Here is a 26,314-nt window from a genome sequence, read left to right on the forward strand (position 1 = left end):
GGGTATTTGATCAACCAATTGATGAGGTAAGGATCATGGGATGTGGATGCGGTGGTGGTAATGCGGGGCAGGGCGGTTGTGGTGGGCAAAAGCAGCCCGTCGAACAGCCGGTGAATACCCCCGTGGTGCAGCAACAGGCACCCCAATCGCGCACCTCGGCCGACGAGCAGGAAGCCGAGCTGGACAGTGTAGAAACCGAGCAAGCGAAATAGTCGCAAACAGATGCATACGAGCGGCTGCCGCAACACGGCAGCCCTCCACGAATCGAGGAACAGGTCATGGCATGTGGATGTGGTGGTAGCAATGCGGGACAGGGCGGTCGTGGCGATGTCAAAACGCCGCCCACCGCCATGCCCGAAACTGAACTGGCCCATGAACTGGCAGCCCCGGCCGTCAGCACTGTGGTCGAACAGCAGGCGGTGGACGCCGAACCGCTGCTGATCGCCAGCAGCGAACAGGAATGGCCGCGCATCCGGGTCAACGGCGTGACCATCGCCCCCGAGGCCATGGCCCAGGAGCTGCAATACCACCCGGCAGCAAGCCGCGAGGAGGCGCTGTTTCTCGCCAGCCAGGCGCTGGTGATCCGTGAGCTGTTGCAGCAACGCATCGGCGAACTGGGCTTGCTCGTGGTGCCACAACCCGGGCAGAGCGAAGAGGAAGCCGCCACGGCGTTGCTGATCGAGCGCGAAGTGCTGCTGCCCGAGTGCGACGAGGCAAGCTGCCAGCGTTATTACCAGAGCAACAGCGAGCGCTATGCCACCGCACCCTTGCTGGCCGCGCGGCATATCCTCCTTGAATGTGCCCCCGAGGACGCCGAGGCACGCAGCCTGGCGAAAGAAAAGGCCGAAGGCCTGCTGGCCTTGCTGCAGGAAGATGGCGGGCGTTTTGCCGAACTGGCGCACGCCCATTCGGCCTGCCCATCCAAGGCCCAGGCCGGCTCCCTGGGGCAGATCAGCAAAGGCCAGACCGTGCCCGAATTCGAACGTCAGCTGTTCAAGTTGCCGGCCGGGCTGGCCAGCCAACCCATCGAAAGCCGCTATGGCTGGCATGTGGTCAGCGTCGACCAGCGCCTGGAAGGCAAATTGTTGCCCTACGAAATAGTCGCCGATTCCATCCGCGGGCTGTTGCAGCAGGGCGTTTGGCAAAAGGCCGTGTCCCAGTACCTGCAAACCCTGATCGGCGCGGCGGATATCGTCGGCATTCGCCTGCAGGGGGCCGATTCGCCGTTGCTGCAATAGCAACAGTCGCGAATGGGTAGGGTGGATGAGGCCTTTTTCATCCACCATCGCCAGGGGTGGATCGCAGTTCCGTAGCATGGATGCAATCCGGGGCGATCTGGTCGGCGCACAATTTCCCGGATTACATCCGGGCTACGGGAAGTGGGTAGGGTGGATGACGCTTTTTTCATCCACCACCGCAATTGGTGGATGGATAAAGCGTCATCCACCCTACGAGATCGCAGGCCTTACGCTGGATGCTAACAGCAATAGGTAGCCCTGCTATCGGAGGAAGGATGGACACACCACTGCAGGATGGCTTCGGCCGCACTATCGATTACCTGCGCATGTCGGTCACCGACCGCTGTGATTTCCGCTGTGTCTATTGCATGGCCGAAGACATGACCTTCCTGCCGCGCCAGCAGGTGCTGGGCCTGGAAGAGCTCTATCGCCTGGCCGCGTTGTTCGTCGGCCTGGGCACAAAGAAGATCCGCCTGACCGGCGGCGAACCCCTGGTACGCAGCGGCATCGTCGAGCTGTGCCAGCGCATCGCCGCCTTGCCCGGCCTGCGCGAACTGGTGATGACCAGCAACGGCTCGCAACTGGTGAAACTGGCCAAGCCGCTGGCCGACGCCGGGGTCAAGCGCCTGAATATCAGCCTCGATAGCCTCGACCCGGGAAAATTTCGCGGCATTACCCGTACCGGCAGCCTGCGTCAGGTACTGGACGGCATCGAAGCGGCGCGCGATGCCGGCTTCGAGCGGATCAAACTCAACGCTGTGATCATGAAAGGACGCAACTTCGACGAAGTGCTGCGCCTGGTCGACTACGCCATCGCCCGGCAGCTGGATATCAGCTTTATCGAAGAAATGCCCCTGGGCGATGTCGGCCGTTCGCGCGGCGAGTCCTACTGCTCCAGCGAAGAGGTGCGCAATCTGATCGCCAGCCGCCATGCCGTACTCGACAGCGCCGAACACAGCGGCGGCCCAGCCCGTTATATCCGCCTGAAAGAACATGCCGGCACGCGCATCGGTTTTATCTCGCCGAATTCGCACAACTTCTGCAGCACCTGCAACCGCGTGCGCCTGACCGTCGAAGGCCGCCTGCTGTTGTGCCTGGGCCATGAGAACTCCATCGACCTGCGGGCCCTGGTGCGCCGCTACCCGCTGGATGATCAGCCGATCATCGACGCGGTGCAGCAGGCCCTGCAACGCAAACCGCTGCGCCACGAATTCAGCGCCGATGGCGAGGTGAAGATACTGCGCTTTATGAACGCCAGCGGCGGCTAACGCTTTACCCTCCCTTTTGGCCGCCACTGAGCGGCCTTTTTTTGCTTATGCCGCCGAAACCGTAGGGTGCGCTGTGCGCACCAGCACCCTGTGGTTTGAACTGTTACACACGACTCAGCGATGGGGCGGCTTCCCCACTACAGCAGCTCGAAGCGCTGGCTCTGCACGGCTTGCGAGTCCAGGCCGATCTGCACCTCGAATTCACCCGGCTCGGCCAGGTGTTGCAACTGGGCGTTGAAAAACTTCAGGTCCTCTTTATTGATGCTGAAACGCACCTGGGTCTGTTCGCCGGCCTTGAGCGTGACCTTGCGAAAGCGCTTCAACTCCTTGACCGGACGCACCACGGAAGCCGCAATGTCGCGGATATACAGCTGCACGACTGTCGCGCCGTCACGCGCGCCGGTGTTTTTCAGGGTCAGGCTGACGTCGAGGCTGCCATCGCGCGCCAGGTGGCGGCTGGACAGCTGCATCGCGGAAAGGCTGAAATCGGTGTAGCTCAAGCCATAGCCGAACGGATACAGCGGCCCGTTGGGCTCCTCGAAGTACTGCGAGGTGTAGTTGCCCGGGTGACCTTCGACAAAGGGACGACCGAGACGCAGGTGGTTGTAGTAGGTCGGAATCTGCCCGACCGTGCGCGGGAAGGTGATGGGCAGCTTGCCGGACGGGTTGTAGTCGCCGAACAGGACGTCCGCAATCGCATGACCGCCCTCGGTGCCGCTGAACCAGGTTTCCAGTATCGCGTCGGCGTTGGCCTGCTCCCAGTTGAGCGCCAGCGGCCGGCCATTCATCAACACCAGCACCAGTGGTTTGCCGGTCTTCTTCAGCGCACGCAGCAACGCCTGCTGGCTGGGGGGGATGTCCAGGCGCGTGCGGCTCGAGGATTCGTGTGACATGCCGCGCGCCTCGCCAACCGCTGCGACTATCACATCGGCCTGTTCGGCGGCTCGCAGCGCTTCGGCGATCAGCTCGGCGGGCGGGCGCGGGTCCTGCACCACCACAGGTTTGTTCTCCTTGAGGAAGTTCAGGTAGTCGATGATGCGCCGGTCATCGGTCACGTTCGCCCCCAGGGCGTAGGTCACTTGCGCCTGCTCGCCCAGCGCCGCGCGCAGGCCCTGGCGCAGGGTGACCGACTGCGCGGCGTTACCGGCGGCCGACCAGCTACCCAGCATGTCGATGGGCGAATCCGCCAGGGGCCCCACCAGGGCAATGCGGGCGGTTTTTTTCAGCGGCAGGGTCTGCTGACGGTTTTTCAGCAAGACCATCGACTGGCGCGCTACGGCCCTGGCCTGGGCGCGGTGCAGGCGGCTTTCGGCCTGGACGTCGGCCGGGTCTTCGGCGGCAATGCCAATGCGCCGGTATGGGTCATGGAACAAGCCCATGTCGTATTTGGCCCCGAGCACTTCACGCACGGCATTGTCGACTTCCGCCACCTTGACCTCGCCCGAGCGCACCAGTGCGGGCAGCTCCTGGCGATACAGCGAGTCGGCCATGCTCATGTCGATTCCGGCCTTGATCGCCAGTTTGGCGGCCTCGCGACCATCGCGGGCGATCCCGTGGCTGATCAGTTCGCTGATTGCGCCGTGGTCGCTGATCGTAACCCCGCGAAAACCCCAGTCGCGGCGCAGCAGATCCTGCATGAGCCAGGTGTTGGCGCTGGCCGGCACGCCGTTGATGGTATTCAGGGCGACCATCAAGCCACCCGCACCGGCATCGACGGCAGCGCGGTAGGGCGGCAGATAGTCCTGATGCATGCGCATCGGGCTCATATCCACCACGTTGTAATCGCGGCCGCCCTCGACCGCGCCATACAGGGCGAAGTGCTTGACGCTGGCCATCACACTGTCGGCGGCGCTGGGCGTTGCCCCTTGCAAGGCCTTGACCATGGTTCGGGCAATCTGCGAGACCAGATAGGGGTCTTCGCCAAAGCCTTCCGAGGTGCGCCCCCAGCGCGGATCGCGGGTGATATCGACCATGGGCGCGAAGACCATATCGAGGCCATCGGCGCTGGCCTCGACGGCGGCGATGCGGCCGCTCAGGGCAATCGCCGGCAAATCCCAGCTCGACGCCAGCGCCAGGCTGATGGGAAAAATGGTGCGATGGCCATGGATCACGTCGTAGGCGAAGAACAGTGGAATCTTCAGCCGGCTGCGCTGCATCGCGGCGTCCTGCATGGGGCGATTGTCGCGGCGCGTTACGGTATTGAAGGTGCCACCGATATTGCCGGCGGCGATCTCCTCGAGGATGCGCGGGCGCGGCATGTCCCCGCCGATGCTGATCAGACGCAACTGGCCGACTTTTTCCTCCAGGGTCATCTGCGTCATCAAATCGGTGATAAAGGCCTGCTTGTTATCCAGCAGAGCGGGAGAGACCCCGGCCAGCGCCGAGTGACCGGTAAAGCAGGCTATAAAGCCAAGCAAGTACAGCCTGTTCATCTGATGGTAGTCCTGAGTGATGCAATGCTTGGGGTTGGGCTGTGCGATTGATGCGTAACCGCGCCAGAGGCTGGTACCGCTCAGGCACCGGGCATGATCCGCGTAAGGTGCGCCGTGCGCACCAGCCAATCACGCCGGCACGGCATGCTTTGGCTGCAGCCCGGCATTATGGTTCACAACCAGCGGCGAACTGCGGATTTATAGCGGGAAAATTCAGCACCAAACAGCGCCTCAAGCGCACGTTCCTCCGCGGCGATCTGCAGGCGGTTCATATAGAGGATGAACCCCAACACCCCGAGCAGCGCCCAGGGTGATGCCAGAAACACCGCCCAGGCAGCGAGAAACAGGGCAAAACCGAGGTACATCGGGTTGCGCGACAGCCTATAGATCCCCGAGCTCACCAGCGCCGATGCCGTCTGCGGTTTCAGCGGATTGACCGTGGTTCTGGCCCGGCGGAACGACAGTACGCCAGCCAGGCAGAAGAACGCACCCAGCGCCACCAGGGCCGCCGTGGCGATCAGGCGCAGCGTGTCGCTCACTGCAACCTTCGGCAGCACAGCGGCAAGTGCCCACATACAAAGGGCGAAAAGCGTCGCGACCAGTGGCGGTGGAATCCTGTTTTCTAGTGTTGGCATGGAGGCTGTCCTTGGGTTGTGGTGCAGGGTAGGGCGGGCCGACAGGTTCAGTAAAGCGTCGATCAGTGCCTTACGACCCCCCCACAAAATTCCTGGCTCGACGGCATGGCTTCATAGGCTGTGCCGTGCACAGCGATCTTGGTGCGCGCGGCGCACCCTAGAGGTTAGGTGTCCGGCTGAGCTACGGGGGGTGCTGTCGGTGCTGCCATTGGCAGGTTTCAAGCCTTCCGTGGATCTTGATCGAGATCAAGCTCGGCTGGAGGTTTCTCGGGTAACTTTTACTGCATATTGTGTTTTCAGATAAACAAACATCTATATGTAGTGCCAGGAGGCGACATGCTCAGCTCGGTTAAAGCCTTTCATCCCCAGCAGTTGTGCAAGCGCGATGGCAGTATCGCCGCGTTCGATCTCGGCAAGATCCGTCAGGCGATCAGCGCGGCGGGCGCGGCCAGTGGCGAGTTCGACCAGGCACTGGCGGGGGAGTTGGCCCAAGCGGTACTGGCGCGCCTGCTGGACTTGCCCAGTATCGATGTCGAGCAGGTGCAGGATCGCGTTGAACGGGTGCTGATGGAAGCCGGTTTCTACCAGACCGCACGCGCCTATATCGTCTACCGCGAGCGCCATGGCCGTTTGCGTCGTGATCGCAAGGCGCTGGTGGATGTGGCGGCGTCGATGAACGAATACCTGTCGCGCGAGGACTGGCGGGTGCGCGCCAACGCCAACCAGGGCTATTCCCTCGGTGGTCTGATTCTCAATGTCTCGGGCAAGGTCACCGCCAACTACTGGCTGGACGAGGTTTACAGCGAGGCCATCGGCCAGGCGCACCGCGAGGCCGATCTGCATGTTCACGATCTGGATATGCTCGCCGGCTACTGCGCCGGCTGGTCGCTGCGCAGCCTGCTCAACGAAGGTTTCAACGGCATTCCCGGGCGGGTCGAGGCGGGGCCGCCCAAGCACCTGTCCAGTGCCCTGGGGCAGATGGTCAATTTCCTCGGCACGCTGCAGAACGAGTGGGCCGGTGCCCAGGCCTTCAGTTCCTTCGACACCTACCTGGCCCCCTATGTGCGCAAGGACAACCTGGGCTTTGCCGAGGTGCGCCAGGCGATTCAGGAATTTATCTACAACCTCAATGTGCCGTCGCGCTGGGGCACCCAGACGCCATTCACCAACCTGACGTTCGACTGGGTGTGCCCGGAAGACCTGCGCGAGCAAATCCCCTATATCGGCGGGATCGAAATGCCCTTCGCCTATGGCGACCTGCAGGCCGAGATGGAGCTGATCAATCGCGCCTATATCGAGGTGATGCAGGCCGGCGACGCCATGGGCCGGGTGTTCACTTTCCCGATCCCGACCTACAACATCACCCATGACTTCCCCTGGGACAGCGAGAATGCCGACCGTCTGTTCGAGATGACCGCGCGTTACGGCCTGCCGTACTTCCAGAACTTCCTCAACTCGGACATGCAGCCCAATCAGGTGCGCTCGATGTGTTGCCGCCTGCAACTGGATGTGCGCGAACTGCTCAAACGCGGTGGCGGCCTGTTCGGCTCGGCCGAGCAGACCGGTTCCCTGGGCGTGGTGACGATCAACTGCGCGCGCCTGGGTTACCTGTACAAGGGTGACACCCAGGGCCTGCTCAAGCGTCTCGACCAGTTGATGGAGCTGGCGATGGAGAGCCTGGAGGTCAAGCGCAAGGTGATCCAGCACCATATGGATGCTGGTCTCTACCCCTATACCAAGCGTTACCTGGGCACCCTGCGCAATCATTTTTCCACCATTGGCCTGAATGGCATGCACGAGATGCTGCGCAATTTCAGCGGCGACGAGGAGGGCATGCATACGCCGAAGGGCCGCCAGTTCGCCCTGCTTCTGCTCGACCATGTGCGGGCCACCCTGGTGCGTTTCCAGGAAGAAACCGGGCAGATGTACAACCTCGAAGCCACCCCGGCCGAGGGCACCACCTACCGCTTCGCCAAGGAAGACCGCAAGCGCTACCCGGACATTCTCCAGGCCGGCAGTGCCGAGGCTCCGTACTACACCAACTCCTCGCAATTGCCGGTGGGTTTCACCGACGACCCCTTCGAGGCGCTGGAACTGCAGGACGAACTGCAGTGCAAGTACACCGGCGGCACCGTGCTGCACCTGTATATGGCCGAGCGGATTTCCTCGATCCAGGCCTGCAAGCAACTGGTGCGCAACGCCCTGGGGCGTTTCCGCCTGCCGTACCTGACGATCACCCCGACCTTCTCGATCTGCCCGGTACATGGCTACCTGGATGGCGAGCACGAGTTCTGCCCGAAATGCGATGAAGCGCTGCTGCGTAAGCAGCAAGGCTGCGGCACCACAAACTGCTCCTCTTGAATGTGTAGGAGCCCCCCTTTACCCACAGCAAGGAGCTACACCATGCAAAACACTCAGCAACTCCCAGAAGCACAACGCCAACGCTGCGAAGTCTGGACCCGGGTGATGGGCTATCACCGCCCGGTTGCGGCCTTCAACCCGGGCAAGCAGTCCGAGCACTTCGAGCGTCAGCACTTCACCGAAGCGGCGGCGCGAGTCCGCGCTGCGTGAGTAGAGCGCTACGGGTCGGGGGCATGGTGCCCCTGACCACCCTCGACTACCCCGGGCTGCTGGCCTGTGTGCTGTTTTGCCAGGGGTGCGCCTGGCGTTGTCGTTACTGCCACAACCCGGACCTGATCCCAGCCCGTGGCGAACAGGAAATTCCCTGGCCACAGGTGCTGGAATTTCTCCGCCGACGTCAGGGCTTGTTGCAGGCCGTGGTGTTCAGCGGCGGCGAGGCGACCCTGCAAGGTGGTCTGGTGCCGGCGATGAATGAGGCGCGTGCGCTGGGGTATCGCATCGGCCTGCACAGCGCCGGGATCAAACCCTGGGCCTTTGCCTGGGCGCTGCAGGCGGTGGACTGGGTCGGTTTCGATATCAAGGCCCTGGCCGAGGATGCCGAGCTGATCACCGGCGTCAGCGGCAGCGGCAAGGCCAACTGGCGCAGCCTGGAACATCTGCTGGCCAGCGGCGTGGACTACGAATGCCGCACCACCGTGCACTGGCACCTGCTGGATGTGGACAAGCTCTGGCGCATCGGCCAGCGCTTGCATGCCTTCGGCGTCAAACACTTTGCCGTACAGCTGGTGCGCAGCGCGCGCATGCTCGACGCGGAGCTGCCCATCAGCGCAACACCGAACGAGGCGGACGAGCTCTGGTTGCGCCTGGAACAGCTGTTTACGCATTTCGAGTTGCGTGGCCACTGATCACAACGCCGGTATCTCTTCTCGCTCCGCCGCCGAACGGGGCCGGCCTGTGCGCGAGAATTGACTCTCGTCAGGTGTGACACCGGCGCGGGCCCGTACAATCGCAGCATTAGTGCCAGCTATAGCGGCTGGCAGAGCGGGCGTTCCGCTAGCCGCAATTGCGCTCATCCTGTTTATGTTGCGAGGTGGTCGAACATGGCCCAATCACTGAGTTTTGATCGTGCCCTGGTCGAGAAATACGACCGCCCGGGGCCGCGTTATACCTCCTATCCGACCGCGCCGCAGTTCCATCAGGCCTTCGCTATGGACGACTACCAGAGCGCCGTGGCGGCCAGCAACCACGCCGTGGCACCCAAGCCGCTGTCGCTGTATATCCATATCCCGTTCTGCAAGAGCCTCTGTTACTACTGCGCCTGCAACAAGATCATCACCCAGAAGACCCACCGCGCGGTCGAGTACCTGGATTACCTCAAGCGCGAGATCGCCATGCAGGCGGCGCTGTTCGACAGCACGCGCAGGCTGACCCAGTTGCACTTCGGCGGCGGTACGCCGACCTACCTGACCCGCGAGCAGTTGGCCGACCTGATGGACTGCCTGCACCAGGCGTTCGACATGGACGACAGCGACGAGCACGAGTTTTCCATCGAGGTCGACCCGCGCACCATCAGCGCCGAACAGATCCAGCACCTGCGCGGGCTGGGCTTCAACCGCCTGAGCTTCGGCGTGCAGGATTTCGACCCGCAGGTGCAGGCGGCGGTCAACCGGGTGCAGAGCGAGGAGCAGATCTACGCACTGGTGGCAGCGGCGCGCGAAGCGCATTTCAAGTCGGTCAGCGTCGATCTGATCTACGGCCTGCCACTGCAGACCGTGGCCAGCTTCGACGTGACCCTGAGCAAGATCATCGCCCTGCGCCCGGACCGCATCGCCGCCTACAGCTACGCCCATCTGCCGGAACTGGTGCGCGCGCAACGGTTGATCCGGCGCGAGGACATGCCGCCGCCAGAGCGCAAGCTGGAATTGCTGGAGCTGACCATCAAGCGCCTGACCGCCGCCGGCTATGTGTATATCGGCATGGATCACTTCGCTCTGCCGGACGATGAGCTGGCCCTGGCCCGCGTCAACGGCACCTTGCAGCGCAACTTCCAGGGTTATTCCACCCATGCCGATTGCGACCTGATCGGCCTCGGTGTGTCCTCGATTGGCAACGTCGGCGATAGCTACAGCCAGAGCGTCAAGGAGCTCTCGCAGTACTACGCGCGCCTCGACCAGGGCCTGCTGCCGGTACATCGCGGCTACCGCCTGAACGCCGACGACCTGCTGCGCCGCGAGGTGATCAGCGACCTGATGTGCCACGGCCGTATCGACTTCGGCAGGATCGAGGCGCGTCATGGCATCGACTTCAAGGACTACTTCGCCGATGCCCTGGGCGCGCTCGACGAGCACGTGGCGGATCGTCTGGTGGAAATCCATGACGACCAGCTGCTGCTGTTGCCCCAGGGCCATTTGCTGATGCGCAGCGTGGCCATGGCCTTTGATGCCTATCTTGGCAAGGCGCAGAAGGGCAACTTCTCGCGCACGGTGTGAGGCGCTTATGAGTTACTCGCTGTTGCATGTATTGCACCTGCTCGGTGCTATCGCCTTTATCGGCACGCTGTTCTTCGAGGTGATCATCCTCGCCAAGGTCAAACCGCAGCTGGCTCCGGGTGCGGTGCTCGAGCTGGAGCAGGCCCTCGGCAAACGTTCGCGCACCGTGCTGCACTGGGTGGTGCTGCTGGTCTACGGCGCAGGCTTGGGTCTGGCCTGGTATCACCGCCAGGCCCTGAACGACCCATTTGCCAGCAGCTTCGCCACGCTGCTGAGCCTGAAGATAGTGCTGGCCGTCAGCGTATTTCTCAGCTTCGGTCTGGTCGCCATGCTGCTGCGCTCCGGGCGCATGACCCCGAACCTCTACCGCAAGCTGCACTGGACCGTGCTGGCGCAGATGCTCGGCATCGTGCTGCTGGCCAAGGGCATGTTCTATATCCAGTGGTAACCTCGCGGCCAAGGCCACGATCCCGTAGCCCGGATGAAATCCGGGGCGCTTTGGTGCTTGCAACACCGCTCCCGGATTGCCTCCGGGCTACAAAAGCCTTAACAGCTTTACCACCCGGGATCATGATCTCGATCAAGCTTCCTGGGCTGCTGAGCGGTGGTGATTGGTACCGATTCAGGCAGTCGAAGATCCTGGGTTTTGCCTGGATGGCGGCCTAAGGTAATGCCTCAATTCCATGATTGATACGAGGCCCGCCATGCACTTTGCCTATAGCCCCCGCACCGAAGCGCTGCGTTTGCAGCTGCGCAATTTTATCGACGCCCATATAGTGCCGCGCATCGGTGCCTGGCATGCGGCAGTGGCGGCCGGGCAGTTTCCGGTGCCCTTTATGGCCGACCTCAAGGCCCTGGCGCGGGCCGAAGGGTTGTGGAACCTGTTCCTGCCGTCGCTGCATGCGGACGAACCGGGCACGGCCCTGAGCAATCTGGAATACGCGCCCCTGGCGGAGATCATGGGCCGCGTGCACTGGGCCTCGGAGGTGTTCAATTGCAACGCGCCGGACACCGGCAATATGGAATTGCTGCATATGTTCGCCACACCCGAGCAGCGTACGCGCTGGCTGCTGCCGCTACTTGAAGGTGAGATCCGTTCGGCTTTCGCCATGACCGAGCCGGACGTGCCCTCATCGGATGCCAGCAATATCCAGACCCTGATCCGCCGCGACGGCGACGACTACGTGATCAACGGCCGCAAGTGGTTTATTACCAACGCCTCGCACCCCGATTGCAAACTGCTGATCGTCATGGGCAAGACCGACCCGAATGCCGACGCCCATCGCCAGCAGAGCATGATCCTGGTGCCGTTCGACACGCCCGGCGTGCAGCTGCTGCGCAATATTCCAGTGATGAACCATATCGCCCCGGAAGGCCACAGCGAGCTGCTGCTACGCGATGTGCGGGTGCCGGCCAGCAATCTGCTGGGCGAGGAGGGTGCGGGTTTCATGATGGCCCAGGCGCGCCTTGGCCCCGGACGCGTCCACCATTGCATGCGCTCCATCGGCATGGCCGAGCTGGCCCTGGAGCTGATGGTCGAGCGCGCCCAGGAGCGCAAGGCCTTCGGCAAGTACCTGCACCAGTACGCCAATATCGGCGACTGGATCGCCGAGTCGCGTATCGAGATCGAACAGGCGCGTTTGTTGGTGCTCAAGACCGCCTGGATGATCGACGAAGTCGGCACCAAGGCCGCGCGCAAGGAAATCGCCATGATCAAGGCCCTGGTGCCGGGCATGCACACCCGCGTGGTCGACCGCGCCATGCAGGTGTATGGCGCAATGGGCCTCACCCCGGACACGCCCTTGGCCGATATGTGGACCACCGGCCGCGCCCTGCGCTTCGCCGACGGCCCGGATCAGGTACACCTGCGCAGCATCGCCCGCATGGAGCTCAAAGCCAGCGAAGCAAGCCGTGGAGCGACCGCTGCGTATCTGACCCCGCACAGTAGCTAAGCGGCCACACCGTAGGGCGGGTGAAACCCGCGAGGGAGCCAGCCGTATAGGGCTTGGCGGGTTGCACCTGCCCTACGAGGCTGAGGGGCTCCGTCAGATCTTTTGCGGGGGGGCTATGGGTGTGGCAGCGCAACTGGGTGCGCACGGCGCACCCGACGGCTGAGCAGCCTGGGCACCCGCGGCTGGATGTCGCAACTTGATTTTGGTCAAGGGGAGAGAAGCCAGGCATCCCTACCATGGCTGCACGTTCTAACCGCCTGAGGCGGAAAATGCACATGCAGTCTGTCAGCCCTCAAATGGAATGCCCTGGCGTTTCTCTGCCGTTGCTACGGTGGTTAGCCAAAGCGCTTCAAGCAAACCTTTTCCTTTCCCTGTCTGGTTCCTGGCGCTTGGCTGTCGCGGTTTTGTTCGCGTGCATATTGGCAACCACCCAGACAGTGCAAGCCAAGCCATACGGCGAGATAGAACAACAACGCATCGATTCGGTATTTCCCCAAGCCGATGCGCCGTCCGAGCCACAAGGCGAATTCAACGTACGCACCCTGTCCAGCGGCGACAAGGTGCTCGGCTATGTGTTCCAGAGCCTGGATGTGATCGATATCCCGGCCTACTCCGGCAAGCCGATCAATATGCAGGTGATCCTCGACACGGCCGGTGTGATCCAGGACGCCTATGTACTCGAACACCACGAGCCGATCCTGCTGATTGGCATTCCCGAAGCCAAGCTGCACGCCTTCAACGCCAAGTACAAAGGTATCAAGGTCAACCAGCGGGTGGTGGTGGGGCGCTCCAGTGACCCGAATGCGGTGACCGTCGATGCGGTGACCGGTGCCACCGTGACGGTGATGGTGGTCAATGAAGTGGTGATGCGTGCTGCCCATACCGTGGCGGTTTCGCTGGGGCTGGTGGCGGATGATGCCGGCCTGACGCAGAAGCCGGCCACGCTGCGCGAGGACATTTATCAACCTGCCGACTGGACCCAACTGACGGGGAACGGAGCCATTCGCCGCCTGCACCTGACCCGTGGTCAGGTCGACGAGGCGTTCAAGGGCAGCGAAGCCGAAGGGGTCGAGGTAGCTGCGCCTGAGCAGGTCGATGACACCTTTATCGACCTTTACACCACGCACCTGAATGCGCCGACCATCGGCCGCAATCTGCTCGGCGACAACCAGTACCGTTTTCTGATGGAGTCGCTCAAGCCCGGCGAGCAGGCGATTGCCGTTCTGGGCAGCGGCAGCTATTCGTTCAAGGGCTCGGGTTACGTGCGTGGCGGCATCTTCGACCGGGTGCAGCTGCGCCAGTTTGGCACCACCATCAGTTTTCACGACCGCGATTTCGAGCGTCTGAGCGACGTCTATGCCGAGGGCATGCCGGACTTCAGCGAGATGGCGATCTTTATCGTGCGCGAGCCCTATGGCTTCGATCCTGGCTCGCCCTGGACCCTTGAGTTGCTGGTAAAGCGCCAGACCGGCCCGATCAGCGGCATTTTCAGCAGTTTCGAACTGGCCTATCAGATGCCCGAGGAGTACCTCGAGCGGCCGCAACCGAGCGCCGCCGAGCTGGCCGCCAGCGAGGAAGCCAACCGGCCGTTATGGCTGAACATCTGGTACCAGAAGAGCTTTCAGATCGGCGTGATACTGGTCGCATTGCTGCTGCTTACGGTGATTCTGTTCCTCCAGGACAAGTTCACCCAGCGCCCGCACTTTCTGCATTGGCTGCGTCGCGGTTACCTGATCTTTACCGTGGTGTTTATCGGCTGGTACGCCCTGGGCCAGTTGTCGGTGGTCAACGTGCTGACTTTCGTCCATGCCCTGGTGCAGGATTTCAGGTGGGAGCTGTTTCTCACCGATCCGATCATCTTCATTATCTGGACCTTCACCGCCGCCAGCATTCTGCTCTGGGGCCGTGGTGTGTTCTGCGGTTGGCTGTGCCCCTTCGGCGCGCTGCAGGAGCTGATCAACGAGGCCGCGCGCAAACTGAAAATCCCTCAGTACGAGCTGCCCTTCGCCCTGCATGAGCGGCTGTGGGCGATCAAGTACATCATCCTTCTGCTGCTGTTCGGCCTGTCCCTGGAGTCGCTATCCAGCGCCGAGCGCTTCGCCGAAGTGGAACCGTTCAAGACCGCCATCACCCTCAAGTTCGACCGCCAGTGGTGGTTCGTGCTCTACGCGGTGATGCTCCTGGTGATCAACATCTTCACCCGCAAGGTCTACTGCCGCTATGTCTGCCCGCTGGGCGCAGCGCTGGCCATTCCGAGCAAGTTCCGCCTGTTCGACTGGCTCAAGCGCCGTAAGGAATGCGGCAACCCCTGCCAGCTGTGCGCCAAGGAATGCGAGATCCAGGCGATCCACCCCGACGGCCATATCAATCACAACGAGTGCCACTACTGCCTCGATTGCCAGATGACCTACCACAACGACGACAAGTGCCCGCCGCTGATTCTGAAGAAAAAGAAGCGCGGCAAGCAGGCCCCCGTGCAGACAGATCTGACCCACCCGACTTTGATACCCGTAGTGCACGTGGTTGAGCCCTGAACCAGCCCTGTGAGGCTTGCGTAGTCCGGTCGATACCGCGCTTTTATTCAGCCAAGGAGCAGAACCGATGAGCGATAAAGAATCGAAGAACAGCAACCCGAAAAACGCAGCCGAACAGCAGGAAAAACTCGGCCTTAGCCGCCGCGGTTTCCTCGGTGCTTCGGCCATCACTGGCGCGGCAGTGGCTGCGACCGCCCTGGGCGGTACGGTGATGACGCGCGAATCCTGGGCGGCGGCGGTCAGCGAGTCGAAGGCAAAGATTCACGTCGGCCCGGGCGAACTGGACGATTACTACGGTTTCTGGAGCGGTGGCCACCAGGGCGAAGTGCGGGTGGTGGGGGTGCCTTCGATGCGCGAGTTGATGCGTATCCCGGTATTCAACGTCGACTCCGCCACCGGCTGGGGCCTGACCAACGAAAGCAAGCACATCATGGGTGACAGCGCCAAGTTCCAGAACGGCGACTGCCACCACCCGCACATCTCCATGACCGACGGCAAATACGACGGCAAGTACCTGTTCATCAACGACAAGGCCAACAGCCGGGTCGCACGTATCCGTCTGGATATCATGAAGTGCGACAAGATGATCACCGTGCCCAACGTGCAGGCCATCCATGGTCTGCGTCTGCAGAAGGTGCCCTACACCAAGTACGTGTTCGCCAACGCCGAGTTCGTCATCCCGCACCCCAACGATGGCAGCACCTACGATCTGCAGGACAAGAACAGCTACACCATGTTCAACGCCATCGATGCCGAGACCATGGAAATGGCCTTCCAGGTCATAGTCGACGGTAACCTGGACAACACCGACGCCGACTACACCGGCAAGTACGCCGCGTCCACCTGCTACAACTCGGAGAAGGCATACGACCTCGGTGGCATGATGCGCAACGAGCGCGATTGGGTGGTGGTGTTCAACATCGAGCGCATCGAAGCGGCGATCAAGGCCGGCAAATTCACCACCCTCGGCGACTCCAAGACGCCGGTGGTCGATGGCCGCGAAGGCTCGCAGCTGACCCGCTACATCCCGGTGCCGAAGAACCCGCACGGCTGCAACACCTCGTCCGACGGCAAATATTTCATCGCCAACGGCAAGCTGTCGCCGACCGTGTCGATGATCGAAATCGCCAAGCTCGACGACCTGTTCGACGACAAACTCAAGGACCCGCGCGACGCCATCGCCGCCGAACCCGAACTGGGCCTGGGCCCGCTGCACACCACCTTCGACGGTCGCGGCAATGCCTACACCACGCTGTTCATCGACAGTCAGGTGGTCAAGTGGAACATGGCCGAGGCGGTGCGCGCCTACAAGGGCGAGAAGGTCAACTACATCAAGCAAAAGCTCGACGTGCACTACAACCCGGGGCACATCCACGCCTCGCTGTGCGAAACCAGCGAAGCGGACGGCAAGTGGCTGGTGGCGCTGAGCAAGTTTTCCAAGGATCGCTTCCTGCCGACCGGCCCGTTGCACCCGGAAAACGATCAGTTGATCGACATCTCCGGCGACGAAATGAAGCTGGTGCATGACGGCCCGACTTTCGCCGAACCGCACGACTGCACCATGGCGCGTCGCGATCAGATCAAGACCCGCAAGATCTGGGACCGCAACGACCCGTTCTTCGCCCCCACCGTCGAGCGGGCGAAGAAGGACGGCATCAACCTGGAGGCCGACAACAAGGTTATCCGTGAAGGCAACAAAGTCCGCGTGTACATGACCTCGATGGCACCGTCCTACGGCCTGACCGAGTTCAACGTCAACCAGGGTGATGAAGTCACCGTGACCATCACCAACATCGACCAGATCGAGGACGTGTCCCACGGTTTCGTAATGGTCAACCACGGTGCGAGCATGGAGATCAGTCCGCAGCAGACCGCCTCCATCACCTTTATCGCCGACAAGCCCGGCCTGCATTGGTACTACTGCAGCTGGTTCTGCCACGCCCTGCATATGGAAATGGTCGGCCGCATGATGGTTAAGCCGGCGTAAGGCTAAAGCTCCGTAGCCCGGATCAGCCTTGGTGCAATCCGGGCTACGGCCCCCATTTATTTCGCCAGCCCTGTGCGGCTCGCGAATCAAGGTAAGCGCAGTGCTCAGACCTCAGGCAATCGTTTCGCTTTACGCCGCTGCGCTGTCGCTGCTTATCTTCTGCGGCGCTGCCCAGGCGACGCCGCAATCCATCACCGCGCTGCCGCTACAGGCGCAGGGCGACAATCGCTGGCGGCTACCCGTCGGCGAGTATCAGGGCTCGTTCAGTATTGATCAGCCGATGCATATCCTTTGCGAAGCCGGTGCCGTGTTGCAGGGCGAGGGGCAGGGCAACGGTCTGCTTATCAGCGCACCGGACGTAACAGTCGAAGGCTGCACGCTGCTCGACTGGGGCCGCGATATGACTGCCATGAACGCCGCCATATTTATCCAGCCCAAGGCCCGCGGCGCAGTGATCAAAAACAATCGCATGCAAGGGCCGGGCTTCGGCATCTGGGTCGATGGCACTGCGGATGTCAGCCTGATCGGCAACAGCATCCAGGGCGATGCCAGCATTCGCTCGCAGGATCGCGGCAACGGCATTCACCTGTACGGGGTGCATGGTGCCAAGGTCGTCGGCAACCAGGTGCGCGATACCCGCGACGGTATCTATATCGACACCTCCAACGGCAACCTGCTCGAAGGCAACACCCTGGAGGACCTGCGCTACGGCGTGCATTACATGTTCTCCAACGACAACCAGGTGCTTGGCAACACCACTCGCCGCACCCGTACCGGCTACGCGCTGATGCAGAGCCGCAAGCTGACGGTGATCGGCAATCGCTCCGAGCAGGACGAGAACTACGGCATCCTGATGAACTACATCACCTATTCGACCATCCGCGACAACGTCGTCAGTGATGTGCGCAGCGGCTCGACCGGCGACAGCATGATTGCCGGTGCCGAAGGTAAGGCACTGTTTATCTACAACTCACTGTTCAACAGCATCGAGCACAATCACTTCGAACGCAGCGCCCTGGGTATTCACCTGACCGCCGGCTCAGAGGACAACCGCATCGCCGGCAACGCCTTCGTCGCCAATCAGCAACAGGTCAAATACGTCGCGGTGCGCACCCAGGAGTGGTCCCGCAACTACTGGAGCGATTATCTGGGCTGGGACCGCAACGACGACGGTCTGGGCGATGTCGCCTACGAGCCCAACGACAACGTCGACCGCCTGCTGTGGCTTTACCCGCAGGTGCGTCTGCTGATGAACAGCCCGAGCATCGAACTGCTGCGCTGGGTACAACGCGCTTTTCCGGTGATGAAATCGCCTGGCGTGCAGGACAGCCATCCGCTGATGCAATTGCCCACCGCCGATCTGCTGCAAAACCGCCAGGAGCCAACGCCATGAATGCCGTCGAAATCGAAGGCGTCAGCCAGCAGTACGGCAGCATGACCGTGCTGCACGACTTGAATCTGAGCCTGGGTGAAGGCGAAGTGCTGGGCCTGTTCGGCCATAACGGTGCGGGCAAAACCACCACCATGAAGCTGATTCTCGGTCTGCTGCAGGCCAGCAGCGGCACGGTGCAGGTGCTTGGGCGCAGCCCGAACGATGCGCTGGTGCGGCGTCAGCTCGGCTATCTGCCGGAGAACGTGACCTTTTATGCGCAACTCAGCGGCCGCGAAACCCTGCGCCATTTCGCCCGGCTCAAGGGCGCGCCGCTCAGTCAGGTGGACGAGCTGCTGGAGCAGGTCGGCCTGGCCACAGCCATGGAGCGCCGGGTCAAGACCTATTCCAAAGGCATGCGCCAGCGTCTCGGCCTGGCTCAGGCATTGCTCGGCGCGCCGCGCCTACTGCTACTCGACGAACCCACGGTGGGCCTCGACCCCATCGCCACCCAGGATCTCTACCAACTGGTTGACCGTCTGCGCCAGCAGGGCACCAGCATTATTCTCTGCTCCCATGTGTTGCCGGGGGTCGAGGCGCATATCAACCGCGCGGCGATCCTCGCCCATGGTCGTTTGCAGGCGATCGGCAGCCTGGCCAGCCTGCGCGCGGATGCCGGCCTGCCGGCGCTGATTCGCGCCAGTGGGTTGCAGCACAGCGAAAAACTGCTGCGGCGCTGGCACAGCGACGGTCATCAAGCCCGCTCGCTCGGCGTCGATGGCGTCGAAGTGGTGGCGATCAACGGCCACAAGCTCGGCCTGCTGCGCGAACTGCTCGGCGAAGGCGGAGCCCAGGACATCGATATTCACCAGCCGTCGCTGGAAGACCTGTACCGCCACTATATGGATCAGGCCCAGAGCACGCAGGCCGAGGAGGGCGCGGTATGAGCCAGGTATGGAATATCGCCCGCAAGGAACTCAGCGACGGCCTGCGCAACCGTTGGCTGCTCGCCATCAGCCTGCTGTTCGCGGTGTTGGCGGTGGGCATCGCCTGGCTCGGCGCGGCGGCGTCCGGGCAACTGGGCTTTACCTCGATCCCGGCGACCATCGCCAGCCTGGCCAGCCTGGCGACCTTCCTGGTGCCGCTGATCGCGTTGCTGCTGGCCTACGACGCCATTGTCGGCGAGGACGAGGGCGGCACCCTGATGCTGTTGCTGACCTACCCCCTGGGCCGCGGTCAGTTGCTGCTGGGCAAGTTCGTCGGCCACGGCCTGATCCTGGCCCTGGCGACCCTGATCGGTTTTGGCTGCGCGGCCCTGGCCATCGCCGTGCTGGTCGAGGATGTCGAACTGGGCCTGCTGGCCTGGGCCTTCGGCCGCTTCATGTTGTCCTCGACCTTGTTTGGCTGGGTGTTTCTGGCCATGGCCTATGTGCTGAGCAGCAAGGTCAGCGAGAAATCCAGCGCCGCCGGGCTGGCCCTGGGGCTGTGGTTTCTCTTCGTTCTGGTGTTCGATCTGGCGCTGCTGGCGCTGTTGGTACTGAGCGAGGGCAAGTTCAACCCCGATCTGCTGCCCTGGCTGCTGCTGCTCAACCCGGCGGATGTCTACCGGCTGATCAACCTGTCCGGCTTCGAAGGCAGCGGCAATGCCGTGGGTGTAATGGCCCTGGGCGGCGACCTGCCGGTCGACGGTCTGCTGCTGTGGCTATGCCTGTTGCTGTGGGTAGGGCTGCCGTTGTTGCTGGCCCATTGGGTATTCCTGCGTCGGCCGACCTGATGGTTGCCTGCGCCCTGTTTGCCGCGCGCACCGCTATTTGCCCCGGTGCGCGCAGCGCACCCTACACGTTGTGTTTCAGATATGGAGAAGCAAGCATGAAAACCGCGTCCATACGCGCGTCGCGAACCCTGCTGGTGCTGCTGCTCGGCCTGCTGCTGGTGGCCTGCAACGAGCCTGAGGTCGAGCAGAAAAGCCTGGATCCGGTGGCCTTTCACGGCAGCGATGAATGCCATGTGTGCGGCATGATCATCACCGACTTTCCTGGACCCAAGGGCCAGGCGGTGGATAAATCCGCGGTGAAGAAATTCTGCTCCGCCGCCGAAATGCTCGGCTGGTGGTTGCAACCGGAGAACCGGATTGGCACTGCCAAACTCTATGTGCACGACATGGGCCGTAGCGAATGGCTCAAGCCTGACGACAGCCACCTGATTGATGCCAGCAGCGCCTTCTACGTGGTCGGCCTCGGCGAGACCGGTTTGCAGGGGGCCATGGGCGCGGTGCTGGCCTCGTTTGCCGATGAGCAGGCTGCCCGTAAGCTGGCCGCTATCCACGGTGCCCGGGTGTTACGCTTCGAGGAGATCGACCAGGCCGTGCTGCAACAGGCTGCGGCATCACAGCACTGAGCATTTTTCACCACTCATAAAAAGAGGGAATCCCCATGGGTATCAGTATCTGGCAACTTTTGATCGTGCTGCTGATCGTGGTCATGCTGTTTGGCAGCAAGCGTCTGCGCGGCCTGGGCTCCGATATTGGCGGTGCCATCGGCGGTTTTCGTAAATCGATGGCCCGCGACGACGCACCGCAGCAGGCGGAGTCGAAGCAGCCGTAACTCGCTACGCCCCCAGACCTGACGCTTTGCGCTGGCCTGGGGCGCAAAGCTGATCGCGGTCAAGTCGTCCAGGCCTTGGCATCCTGTAAAAAGAGCCTAACGGCTGCCAATACCCTCGTAGCTGCAATGCCCCGGTTGTTGCTGCCGGGCGCTTGACGATCTTTTCAGGAGGCTTGCAGTGAACATTATCGACCGGCGTACCGCCCTGAGTATCCCGCCCATCTGGCGGCTGGCCTTTCGCCCGTTTTTCCTCGCTGGCAGCCTGTTCGCGTTGTTTGCCATTGTCCTCTGGGTGCTGGCCTGGAGCGGCAATGGGCCGGACTGGCAACCCGTCGGCGGCTGGCTCGCCTGGCACCGTCACGAAATGCTGTTCGGATTCGCCGCCGCCATCGTGGCCGGCTTTCTGCTGACCGCGGTGCAGACCTGGACCGGCCAGCCCGGCCTGAGCGGCACGCGTCTGATGCTGCTCGCAGGTCTCTGGCTGGCAGCGCGGCTGGGCTGGTTGTTCGGTTTGCCGCTGGTGCTGCTGATTCCGCTCGACCTGGGCTTTCTGCTCGCGGTGGCCGGTCTGATGGCGCGCATGCTCTGGGTGGTGCGGCAGAAGCGCAACTACCCGATCGTTGCGGTGCTGTGCTTGCTGGCCGCGGCCAATGCCTTGCTCCTGTCCGGCCTGGCCCAGGGCAACGATGAACTGCAGCGGCGCGGCGTATTGGCCGGGTTGTGGCTGGTCGCGGCCTTGATGGGTCTGATTGGCGGGCGAGTGATTCCCTTCTTTACCCAGCGCGGGCTGGGTCGCATTGACGCGGTCAAGCCCTGGCTCTGGCTGGATATTGCTCTGCTGCTCGGCACCGCTCTGATCGCCGCACTCTATGCCAGTGGTCTGGCCCTGCAGGCTCACGCCCCGCTGGCCGGGTTGTTTCTGGCGGTGGCGGCGGGGCATCTGCTGCGCCTGGCGCGCTGGTACGACAAGGGCATCTGGGCGGTGCCGCTGTTGTGGTCGCTGCACCTGGCAATGCTCTGGCTGGTGCTGGCCTGTATCGGCCTGGCGCTGTGGCATCTCGGCTTGCTGACTACGCCGAGCCCGGCCCTGCACGGTTTGACCATGGGGGCCATGAGTGGGCTGATTCTGGCCATGATCGCCCGCGTGACCCTGGGGCATACCGGGCGGCCACTGGAACTGCCGGGCGGGATGGCGGCGGCCCTGGTGTTGTTCAACCTGGGCTGCGTGGCGCGGGTCTTCGTGTATCCGCTCTGGCCGCTGGAAGGTCTGTGGCTGTCGGCAACCGGCTGGTCACTGGCGCTGGCCATCTATGCCTGGCGCTATGCGCCGATGCTGGTCGCGCCACGGGTGGATGGTCACCCGGGCTGACTGCCCCGGCCACGAGCCGAATCTCAAAATGCGCAAAACCCTTGCTGATGCAGCGCCACGCTGCCTGTCCATTGATGTCCGCTTGCCTGTGCTTTGTGCATGGGTGGCCTTACCGCTCGCTATTGCCGAGCACCGGAGAAGCTGATGAAAACCGAATTTCAGGATCGTCTGGCCGTCGTTACCGGAGCCAGTTCAGGTATTGGCCTGGCGTTATGCGCGGCTTTGCTGCAGCGCGGTGCCAGAGTGTTGGCCATGTCGCGCACGCTGGGCGGTTTGCAGGGCCTGCAGGACATCTACCCGCAGCGCCTGGTCTGGCATGCCGGCGATGTGACCTCGAGCGAGGATCTGGCCAGCCTCGGCCTGCGCGCAGCACAACTGGGCCAGGTGGACTACCTGGTGCCCAACGCCGGTATTGCCGAGCTGGCCGAAAGCCTCGATCTATCAGCCTTCGACCGGCAGTGGGCGGTCAATGGTGCCGGCGCATTGAACACCCTGGCGGCGCTACGCGACGCGCTGGCGGCCCCCAGTTCGGTGGTGTTTATCAGCAGTTTTCTTACCCGCTCGACCTTTCCCGGCCTGGCCGCCTATATCGCCAGCAAGGCGGCCCTTAGCGCCCAGGCGCGCACCCTCGCGGTTGAGTTCGCGCCACGCGGTGTGCGTATCAATCTGGTTTCACCCGGCCCCACGGCAACCGCTATCTGGGGCACCCTGGGGTTGAGCGACGAGCAATTGGATGAGGTCGCCGACAGCGTCAGCAAACGTCTGCTGCCGGGCCACTTTCTCGATGCCGCGGCTGTCGCCAGCGTCATCCTGTTCCAGCTGTCGGCAGGCGCGCGCGGTGTCTATGGCCAGGACTGGGTGGTCGATAACGGCTATGGCTTGAGCTAGGAGCCCGAGGGCTCCTATTGAGAAGGAAGGGTGGGGTGGACGCCAGGAGTCTGGCGTCCTTCAGCCGGTTATTTGAGGCTCAGTACCCATTCGGCAAGGATCTTGGCTTCTTCATCGGTGACCGGGTTAGCTGGCATCGGCATCGGGCCCCAGTTGCCCTGGGTGCCGTTCTTGATGCGACCGGCCAGCAATTCGACGGCACCTTCGGTGCCTGCGTATTTGGCGGCGACTTCTTTCAGCGCCGGGCCAACCATTTTCATGTCGACGTTGTGGCAGGCGGCACAGGGCTTGCTCTTGAACAGCGCTTCGGCGTCAGTGGCGAAGGCAGGCTGCACACTCAGCGCAGCCCCCAAAACGAGCAAGGGGAGCAGAATTTTCTTCATGGTGATTATTTCCTCAAGGCTATTGAGAGCAGGGTATAAGCCCTGCCAATTTCGCTGCAGTTACTGTTGAGCGTCTTCTTCTGGGCGCTGCCTGAGCCTCTCTGCGTGAGTACGGATTTCTACGGTTATAGGTATGGACCCGTGCTGCGCGTAAAGGGTTCGGATACGAGGGCTGACAGTAGTCATTGCATGGCTGAGAGGTGAGCCGGCTATATCCGACCATTTCAGTCAACGCTAGGGGCAGCATACTCAGGCCGATTGCCGATGGGCTTGACCAGAATCAAGAGTTGCCGGCACGCGGCTTGAGGGTCGGAGTAGGTCGCAGGTAGCGTGCAGGCATGATTAATCACCGCGGTGAGGTACTGACTGTGAATGCGCCTGTGAAACTCGTCGAAACGGCTGCTGTGTTGGATGCGCCGTTCTACCAACCCCTGGGCAATGAGCAGGTGTTGTTCGAACAGGCCTGGCAGCACGGCATGCCGGTGCTGATCAAGGGGCCGACCGGTTGCGGCAAAACCCGCTTCGTTCAATACATGGCGCACCGCCTGAACCTACCGCTGTACACCGTGGCTTGCCATGACGACCTGAGCGCCGCCGACCTGGTCGGACGTCACCTGATCGGTGCTCAGGGCACCTGGTGGCAGGACGGTCCCTTGACCCGCGCGGTGCGTGAGGGCGGCATCTGCTATCTGGATGAGGTGGTCGAGGCGCGCCAGGACACCGCTGTGGTGCTGCACCCGCTGGCCGATGATCGCCGTGAACTGTATCTGGAACGCACCGGCGAAGTGCTGCGCGCGCCACCGGGTTTTATGCTGGTGGTGTCCTATAACCCTGGTTACCAGAACCTGCTCAAAGGCATGAAGCCGAGCACTCGCCAGCGTTTCGTCGCCCTGCGTTTCGGCTATCCGCCGGTGGCCGAGGAAGAGCGTATCGTCGCCAACGAGGCGCGGGTCGGGGCCGAGCTGGCCGCCCAGGTGGTCAAGCTCGGGCAGGCTCTGCGCCGGCTGGAGCAGCATGATCTGGAGGAGGTGGCCTCGACCCGCCTGCTGATCTTTACCGCACGGATGATCGGCTCCGGCATGAGCCCGCGCGATGCCTGCCTGGCCTGCCTGGCCGAGCCGCTGTCGGACGATCCGCAGACCGTCGCTGCACTGATGGACGTGGTTGATGTCCACTTCGCTTGAACTGCCCGATGCCAGTCCGGCACGCCATCTGCCGGGCGACCTGGCAATGTGGTTGTTTATCCTCGCCGAACTGACGGTTTTTGCCCTGCTGATCCTCACCTTCGCGGTGGCCCAGGCCCTGCAGCCACAGCTTTTTCACGACGGCCGTCAGTTGCTCGACAGCTCCACCGGCCTGGCCTTGACCCTGAGCCTGCTCACGTCCGGCCTGCTTGCTGCACTGGCCCAGGAGCAGGTGCGCCAGGCGCAAGCGCGACGCGCTGCCTGGCTGTTGCTGGCGGCGCTGCTGTCGGCCAGCGTCTATGTGGGGTTGAAGCTCGGCGAGTACAGCCATCTGGTTGCTGGCGGGCTGGGCATGGAGCACAACACCTTCTTTACCCTGTACTGGATCCTCACCGGTTTTCATTTCGTCCATGTACTGCTGGGTATGTTGATCCTCGCCTGGCTGGCCGAGCGTTGCCGACAGCGTGTCTATGGCCCGGGCAATTGCAGCGTCCTGGAATCCGGCGTGCTCTATTGGCATATGGTCGATCTGGTCTGGGTGCTGCTGTTTCCGCTGGTGTACGTGCTGAACTGATCGAGGAATTCACTATGTCCGCTTCGCGCACCCTGATTCTCTGCTGGCTGGGCCTGGCCCTGCTGTCGGTTGCCAGCGTGCAGCTGGGCAATGCCGGGGCGACCCTGCTAATGGCCAGCGCGGTATTGCTCGCGGTCCTGGGCAAGGCCTGGCTGATTACCGACGGCTTTATGGAAATGCGCCACGCCCCGCGTTTATGGCGCGGGCTGCTGCTTGCCTGGCCGCTGGCGATGGCGGCGGGGGTGCTGCTGGCGTTGCAGTTTTCCTCATAGCCCGGATTGCATCCGGGCTATGAAACCTGTGTAGGGTGGATCGGGGCGCGTAGCTGAGGCCTTTTTCATCCACCGTCGCGATTTGGTGGATGGACAAAGCGTCATCCACCCTACGATGCCGCACGCCTTGCACATGAACATAGGGCCTGGGATTCGCCCGCCAGCCTTGTCCACCGAAGCCGGCAACCGGCGCTTTCCAGCTTTCTCTTCCCCCGTTCCCCGCCCTTCATCGCTATACCCGAGCGTAACCATCGGGCTTTCTTGATTCTTATCAAGCAGGTTTCGTTAGCAGGCTTTCTAGAATGGTCACGCCAAGCAAAGAGGAAGCGACCATGTCAGAGACCTTCACCAAGAGCATGGCCAGGAATATCTACTTTGGGGGGAGCGTGTTTTTCTTCCTGGTGTTCCTGGCCCTGACCTATCACACAGAGCAGACCTTTCCAGAACGCAGCAACGCCTCGGAGATGACCGAGTCGGTGGTGCGCGGTAAAGCCGTCTGGGAAAACAACAACTGCATCGGCTGCCACAGCCTGCTGGGTGAGGGGGCCTACTTCGCGCCTGAACTGGGCAATGTGTTCACCCGGCGTGGCGAGGACGCGGCCTTCAAGCCCTTCCTGCACGCCTGGATGAAGGCGCAACCCCTGGGTATTCCAGGGCGTCGGGCGATGCCGCAATTCAATCTGACCGAGCGGGAAGTGGACGATATGGCGGAGTTCCTCAAGTGGACTTCGAAGATCGATACCAACGACTGGCCACCAAACAAGGAGGGCTGATAG

General features: G+C 62.5%; 25 protein-coding genes. 22 read left to right on the forward strand and 3 right to left on the reverse strand.

Annotated features, from left to right (window positions below):
* The first annotated feature begins 35 nt into the window (after window positions 1-35).
* The 3 genes from WMW70_RS08430 to moaA all read left to right on the forward strand — a co-directional run bounded on the left by WMW70_RS08430 (window position 36) and on the right by moaA (window position 2,506).
* Window positions 36-212, forward strand: coding sequence for a hypothetical protein (locus WMW70_RS08430; RefSeq protein ID WP_341437068.1), 177 nt, complete (start codon window positions 36-38; stop codon window positions 210-212).
* A 138-nt stretch (window positions 213-350) separates the two neighbouring features.
* Entirely contained in the window at window positions 351-1,238 is an 888-nt protein-coding gene (locus tag WMW70_RS08435) for a peptidylprolyl isomerase (RefSeq protein ID WP_445942122.1), read from the forward strand.
* A 275-nt stretch (window positions 1,239-1,513) separates the two neighbouring features.
* The gene (gene moaA, locus WMW70_RS08440) at window positions 1,514-2,506 is read left to right on the forward strand and encodes a GTP 3',8-cyclase MoaA (RefSeq protein WP_341437070.1); all 993 of its coding nucleotides are present in this window, start codon (window positions 1,514-1,516) and stop codon (window positions 2,504-2,506) included.
* Between the two features lie 137 nt (window positions 2,507-2,643).
* Here moaA and bglX read toward each other — a convergent pair whose 3' ends face one another.
* Together bglX and WMW70_RS08450 are read right to left on the reverse strand one after the other, a co-directional pair.
* Window positions 2,644-4,938 carry a beta-glucosidase BglX gene (bglX, locus tag WMW70_RS08445; RefSeq protein WP_341437071.1) on the reverse strand — a complete coding sequence of 765 codons (2,295 nt, stop codon included), beginning with the start codon at window positions 4,936-4,938 and terminating at the stop codon, window positions 2,644-2,646.
* A 173-nt stretch (window positions 4,939-5,111) separates the two neighbouring features.
* Window positions 5,112-5,573 (reverse strand): methyltransferase family protein, encoded by a 462-nt coding sequence (locus WMW70_RS08450; protein ID WP_341437072.1) that lies wholly within the window; start codon window positions 5,571-5,573, stop codon window positions 5,112-5,114.
* 336 nt (window positions 5,574-5,909) lie between these two features.
* On the opposite strand from WMW70_RS08450, the gene WMW70_RS08455 reads away from it, so the two are divergent.
* The 15 genes from WMW70_RS08455 (at window position 5,910) to WMW70_RS08520 (ending at window position 23,125) form a co-directional block, all read left to right on the forward strand.
* Window positions 5,910-7,934, forward strand: coding sequence for a ribonucleoside triphosphate reductase (locus WMW70_RS08455; RefSeq protein WP_445942123.1), 2,025 nt, complete (start codon window positions 5,910-5,912; stop codon window positions 7,932-7,934).
* 42 nt (window positions 7,935-7,976) lie between these two features.
* Window positions 7,977-8,144 carry an anaerobic ribonucleoside-triphosphate reductase gene (gene nrdD, locus WMW70_RS22065; protein ID WP_445942124.1) on the forward strand — a complete coding sequence of 56 codons (168 nt, stop codon included), beginning with the start codon at window positions 7,977-7,979 and terminating at the stop codon, window positions 8,142-8,144.
* Window positions 8,141-8,839, forward strand: coding sequence for an anaerobic ribonucleoside-triphosphate reductase activating protein (locus WMW70_RS08460; RefSeq protein WP_341437073.1), 699 nt, complete (start codon window positions 8,141-8,143; stop codon window positions 8,837-8,839). Before nrdD ends, WMW70_RS08460 begins: the two co-directional genes overlap by 4 nt.
* A 195-nt stretch (window positions 8,840-9,034) precedes the next feature.
* Window positions 9,035-10,423, forward strand: coding sequence for an oxygen-independent coproporphyrinogen III oxidase (hemN, locus tag WMW70_RS08465; RefSeq protein ID WP_341437074.1), 1,389 nt, complete (start codon window positions 9,035-9,037; stop codon window positions 10,421-10,423).
* Between the two features lie 7 nt (window positions 10,424-10,430).
* A complete protein-coding gene (locus WMW70_RS08470) occupies window positions 10,431-10,871 on the forward strand; it encodes a CopD family copper resistance protein (protein ID WP_341437075.1) in 441 nt (146 codons plus the stop codon).
* 256 nt (window positions 10,872-11,127) lie between these two features.
* A complete protein-coding gene (locus WMW70_RS08475; RefSeq protein ID WP_341437076.1) occupies window positions 11,128-12,375 on the forward strand; it encodes an acyl-CoA dehydrogenase family protein in 1,248 nt (415 codons plus the stop codon).
* A gap of 404 nt (window positions 12,376-12,779) precedes the next feature.
* Window positions 12,780-14,909, forward strand: a complete 2,130-nt coding sequence (gene nosR / locus WMW70_RS08480; RefSeq protein ID WP_445942125.1) for a transcriptional regulator NosR — start codon at window positions 12,780-12,782, stop codon at window positions 14,907-14,909.
* Window positions 14,910-14,976: 67 nt separating this feature from the next.
* A complete protein-coding gene (gene nosZ, locus WMW70_RS08485) occupies window positions 14,977-16,896 on the forward strand; it encodes a TAT-dependent nitrous-oxide reductase (RefSeq protein WP_341437077.1) in 1,920 nt (639 codons plus the stop codon).
* 118 nt (window positions 16,897-17,014) lie between these two features.
* A complete protein-coding gene (locus WMW70_RS08490) occupies window positions 17,015-18,289 on the forward strand; it encodes a nitrous oxide reductase family maturation protein NosD (protein WP_445942132.1) in 1,275 nt (424 codons plus the stop codon).
* Window positions 18,286-19,212 (forward strand): ABC transporter ATP-binding protein, encoded by a 927-nt coding sequence (locus WMW70_RS08495; RefSeq protein ID WP_341437079.1) that lies wholly within the window; start codon window positions 18,286-18,288, stop codon window positions 19,210-19,212. Before WMW70_RS08490 ends, WMW70_RS08495 begins: the two co-directional genes overlap by 4 nt.
* On the forward strand, window positions 19,209-20,039 hold the full coding sequence (locus tag WMW70_RS08500) for an ABC transporter permease (protein WP_341437080.1): 831 nt from the start codon (window positions 19,209-19,211) through the stop codon (window positions 20,037-20,039). Before WMW70_RS08495 ends, WMW70_RS08500 begins: the two co-directional genes overlap by 4 nt.
* A 95-nt stretch (window positions 20,040-20,134) precedes the next feature.
* On the forward strand, window positions 20,135-20,662 hold the full coding sequence (locus tag WMW70_RS08505) for a nitrous oxide reductase accessory protein NosL (RefSeq protein WP_341437081.1): 528 nt from the start codon (window positions 20,135-20,137) through the stop codon (window positions 20,660-20,662).
* Between the two features lie 35 nt (window positions 20,663-20,697).
* The gene (gene tatA / locus WMW70_RS08510; protein ID WP_341437082.1) at window positions 20,698-20,868 is read left to right on the forward strand and encodes a twin-arginine translocase TatA/TatE family subunit; all 171 of its coding nucleotides are present in this window, start codon (window positions 20,698-20,700) and stop codon (window positions 20,866-20,868) included.
* A 178-nt stretch (window positions 20,869-21,046) separates the two neighbouring features.
* On the forward strand, window positions 21,047-22,237 hold the full coding sequence (locus tag WMW70_RS08515; RefSeq protein ID WP_341437083.1) for an NnrS family protein: 1,191 nt from the start codon (window positions 21,047-21,049) through the stop codon (window positions 22,235-22,237).
* A gap of 144 nt (window positions 22,238-22,381) precedes the next feature.
* Entirely contained in the window at window positions 22,382-23,125 is a 744-nt protein-coding gene (locus WMW70_RS08520) for an SDR family NAD(P)-dependent oxidoreductase (protein ID WP_341437084.1), read from the forward strand.
* Window positions 23,126-23,193: 68 nt separating this feature from the next.
* On the opposite strand, the gene WMW70_RS08525 is transcribed toward WMW70_RS08520, so the two are convergent.
* A complete protein-coding gene (locus WMW70_RS08525; RefSeq protein ID WP_341437085.1) occupies window positions 23,194-23,508 on the reverse strand; it encodes a c-type cytochrome in 315 nt (104 codons plus the stop codon).
* 404 nt (window positions 23,509-23,912) lie between these two features.
* On the opposite strand from WMW70_RS08525, the gene WMW70_RS08530 reads away from it, so the two are divergent.
* The 4 genes from WMW70_RS08530 to WMW70_RS08545 all read left to right on the forward strand — a co-directional run bounded on the left by WMW70_RS08530 (window position 23,913) and on the right by WMW70_RS08545 (window position 26,311).
* Window positions 23,913-24,692, forward strand: a complete 780-nt coding sequence (locus WMW70_RS08530) for a CbbQ/NirQ/NorQ/GpvN family protein (protein ID WP_325506228.1) — start codon at window positions 23,913-23,915, stop codon at window positions 24,690-24,692.
* Window positions 24,676-25,266: a cytochrome c oxidase subunit 3 gene (locus tag WMW70_RS08535; protein ID WP_341437086.1), complete on the forward strand. Its 591-nt coding sequence runs from the start codon at window positions 24,676-24,678 to the stop codon at window positions 25,264-25,266. The genes WMW70_RS08530 and WMW70_RS08535 overlap by 17 nt, the downstream gene beginning before the upstream one ends.
* Before the next feature lie 14 nt (window positions 25,267-25,280).
* The gene (locus WMW70_RS08540; RefSeq protein WP_341437087.1) at window positions 25,281-25,538 is read left to right on the forward strand and encodes a cytochrome C oxidase subunit IV family protein; all 258 of its coding nucleotides are present in this window, start codon (window positions 25,281-25,283) and stop codon (window positions 25,536-25,538) included.
* Between the two features lie 332 nt (window positions 25,539-25,870).
* Window positions 25,871-26,311 (forward strand): c-type cytochrome, encoded by a 441-nt coding sequence (locus WMW70_RS08545; RefSeq protein ID WP_341437088.1) that lies wholly within the window; start codon window positions 25,871-25,873, stop codon window positions 26,309-26,311.
* The last annotated feature ends 3 nt before the right edge of the window (window positions 26,312-26,314 follow it).

The organism is Pseudomonas sp. XK-1 (assembly GCF_038069885.1).
Taxonomy (GTDB): domain Bacteria; phylum Pseudomonadota; class Gammaproteobacteria; order Pseudomonadales; family Pseudomonadaceae; genus Aquipseudomonas.